2 protein-coding genes are annotated in these 2,140 nt (G+C 37.5%); both read left to right on the top strand.

Annotated elements, in window-relative coordinates; translation table 11 throughout:
- Positions 1 to 746, top strand: a 746-nt coding sequence (locus HUN22_RS16675; RefSeq protein WP_174731721.1) for a fimbria/pilus outer membrane usher protein, incomplete at its 5' end; no start/stop codon positions are given.
- Positions 737 to 1,756, top strand: a complete 1,020-nt coding sequence (locus HUN22_RS16670) for a Csu type fimbrial protein (protein ID WP_174731718.1) — start codon at positions 737 to 739, stop codon at positions 1,754 to 1,756. The genes HUN22_RS16675 and HUN22_RS16670, both read left to right, overlap by 10 nt.
- Positions 1,757 to 2,140: the final 384 nt, after the last annotated feature.

The raw sequence follows: 2,140 nt of genomic DNA, 5'->3' as shown, positions 1-2,140 counted from the left end.
ACAGCGGTAAGTTGAGTTACAGACAGGAAATATTCGGGCTATCAGAGCCGAAAATCGGATCATTTGGCTGGGGTGGTTATGTAGAGCGAGATGAGGAAGCGAAAGAAAACAATGCTTCGATTTATGCATCTTACCGAGCACGGGCAGCTTACCTGACGGGACGTTATAACCGATTTGGAGATAACGACCAGGTTGCCCTATCGGCGACGGGTTCGTTAGTTGCGGCAGCGGGACGTATCTTTGCGGCCAATGAAATTGGAGAGGGGTATGCGGTTGTCACCAATGCTGGGCCACAAAGTCAAATTATAAATGGCGGGGTCAATTTGGGAGAAACTGACAAGTCTGGAAGATTTTTGATTCCTAGTCTCATGCCATATCAAGTGAACCATATTTATTTAGATCCTTCCTATCTTCCTTTAAATTGGAGCGTGAAGTCTACAGATCAAAAAACAGTCGTGGGCTACCGTCAAGGAACCATGGTTGACTTTGGTGCTCATCAGGTCATTTCAGGATTAGTGAAACTTGTTGATGCGAACAACTCACCTCTATTGCCGGGTTATAGCGTTCGCATTAATGGTCAGGAAGATGGTGTAGTTGGTTATGACGGCGAAGTATTTATTCCAAACTTATTAAAGCAAAACAAACTTGAAGTCGATCTTATGGATCATGGTTCGTGCCAAGTTGACTTCACTTATAACAGTAATCAGTACTCAACTAAAAAATTGGGACCTTATATATGTCATTAAATATTATGAATAAGGCTCAAATACAGAGCTATAAATTTTTCTCTTTGTCTTTAAAATACTTTATAGGCATTTGCTTATTTTATCTTGTTTATGCATTTTTTAGTCCAGCACAAGCTGCTTGTACTGTAAGTGGGACCACAAATAATACTTTTACCTATACGGCAGCAAATATTAATAGTGATGCAACCGTGAACCTTTCAGGAACAATTACTTGCACGAATTTAGGGCTTCCCCAAATTTCTAATTTCATGTGTATGAAAACCGTATTTACGGCAACAACAAATACAATTAACAGTGTTTCATTACCTTACACCGTCACAGCAACTGTAGGTGGAGCTGGGTCTTCTACCACGAATCAAACCTCCAATGTCTGGTATGGTCCAGTAGCAACAGTCGCATCAAATAATATTGTGAGTTACTCGGTAAATGTGAAAGTACCTGCCCGAACGGGGTCACTCATTGCATATCCTAAAGGAACATATACGGCTTCGGTTCGGTTGTATTGGGATATGGATCTTTTGGGTTTATCATGTGGTGATTTGCTTGGTGGCTGGGATTCAGGCGATACATTACTAACAGCAAACTTTGTGGTCCCAAGTCTGTGCCAACTAAATTCAACATCTACTGTTGATTTTGGGAATATTAATGATATTGGTACGACCAGTCGGGATTACACAGCACAAGGAGCTGTAAATTCGACTTGTAACTTTGGAACACCATACAGTATTTATTTAGGAGACGGTAATAACCGTATAAGTGGTGGATTCAGGCGTATGGTGAATAGTAATAATGAATTTATTCCCTATCAACTCTATAAAGATTCTAACTATAGTACGGTATGGGATGCTACAGGTGGCGTAACCAGTGTCGGGGGAGCAGGAGGAGTCTCAAAAACAGGTACAGGTAGTGCGCAAAGCACACCTGTGTATGGAAAAATTCCGCAAGGTACTTCCATCGCAAGTAGACCGGGGACTTATTCTGATAGTGTTGTTGTGACAGTGACCTATTAATTTTTAAAATTTACGCGCGGATCTTTTTTAGTTGAATGGTTCCGCGTAATTTTAATTATATGCATTATAAACGTACTTAAATCATAAGTATTTTAGCGTACATATATAATTTTTAAGGTTTTAATGCATTCAAGTAAAATAGAATTTATAAGCCTTACAGACTGAATGAATATCTAGAAAATTATCGGAAGTTTTCTAATGAAGTATTTTTAAAGATTATATGAGCTTATATTGTGAAATTTTTTATAGAGTTAAAGAGAATTATTCTTCATAAAATTATTTTATGTTAATCTGGTTTTATTAATAATTGGTTTTGTTTAGTTTTATTAAATATTATTAATATCTAATAAGTATTAATTGTTGTAAATAATAAGAGTATTATAT

The organism is Acinetobacter lactucae, assembly GCF_013344765.1.
In the GTDB taxonomy this organism is placed as follows: domain Bacteria; phylum Pseudomonadota; class Gammaproteobacteria; order Pseudomonadales; family Moraxellaceae; genus Acinetobacter; species Acinetobacter lactucae_A.
This window is presented reverse-complemented; position numbering and strand designations above follow the sequence as displayed.

Bases quoted from the DNA above. Each gene is read 5' to 3' on its own strand.
- HUN22_RS16670 (WP_174731718.1), top strand. From the start codon at position 737: ATGTCATTAAATATTATGAATAAGGCTCAAATACAGAGCTATAAATTT.